We start from the raw sequence: 1140 nt of genomic DNA on the forward strand, positions 1-1140 counted from the left end.
GCTTATCGACGTTCCTCGACCCTGAGCCTTGAAAAGGCGTTAGGGACTGGCACGTAGTTTGCGTATGCAAACGAGTGACAGAAGAGGAATGTGTCGCAGACCGAGCGAGGGTGAACGGAGTGAATCCCGAAGCGTAGCGATAAGCCGCTGTTATGCGATGCGGCAAATTAGAAGAGATCTAATATTTCTTGCTTTTCATCTCTTATCCATCGAAGTATTGTAGCTATTTCGAAAAGTGCTAAAATTAGAATAATTGAATGTTCTTTTGAGTAGTAATTAAGTGAAAATCCATGAAGTACTGGATTTCTATTAAATTCGGTTGAATTTGCTTGTCCTTCATATAATTTATTAATAAATGCATTAAAGTAATCTAGGTCATCGGCGATCATAAATAGACCTTTATTTGAAAAATCTTCTTTGCTGAATTTGCACTGAAATTGTTTTTCTTTTGGTATTTTTTGTATATCTCTAATAATACCTTCAATTAAAGGGAATAAAGCTGGTATTGATAAAGTATATTTTTGATTAAAGTGTGCATCTATGGCATCTAAGATTATTTGTTTTCTATTTTCAAATTCAGTAAATTTGCAGGATAAATTAATATGTGAAATTGCTTTTTCCTTTGTTAAACTATCAAAATATATATCGTATAGGTCTTCTTTTTTTAATTCTTTTTGTTTACTTTCGAGATCTTCCAATTTTAGCAAATGACCTAGAGTAATTGTATTGAATTTGAACAATCCATTTGATTTAAAATAATTGTGCCATTTTATCATACCGTTGCTTATTCTAATTAATATATCATTACTTATATCCTTGGTTATTTCTGTACCACACGCTTTGCAGTTAATTCCCGTATGAAGTGTAGTTTCATGGTCTGAGCCAAAATGACAAAGATTATAAGGTTTTCCTGACCCACAATGGCATGGTTCTTTTTTTGAAATTCCAATTTGTTTTCTTCTTCTTGATGTTCGTCTTAATGGTTTCATATGATTTTTGCCGTTTCGCATAACGAACTAGACTAACCGACGTAGGCTGGCCCTGAGTCCCGAACGGGACGTTAGGGACTGGCCACGACACTTGCGCAGGCAAGGGGAGTGCCAGAAGCGAAGCGGTTAGTTGCTGTTATGCGCTGGACCG

General features: G+C 35.7%; 1 protein-coding gene. It reads right to left on the reverse strand.

Annotated elements, in window-relative coordinates; translation table 11 throughout:
* Positions 1–167: 167 nt before the first annotated feature.
* Positions 168–989, reverse strand: a complete 822-nt coding sequence (locus ND811_RS19290) for a hypothetical protein (RefSeq protein WP_265353598.1) — start codon at positions 987–989, stop codon at positions 168–170.
* Positions 990–1140: the final 151 nt, after the last annotated feature.

The organism is Leptospira soteropolitanensis (genome assembly GCF_026151655.1).
Classification (GTDB): Bacteria; Spirochaetota; Leptospiria; order Leptospirales; family Leptospiraceae; genus Leptospira_A; species Leptospira_A soteropolitanensis.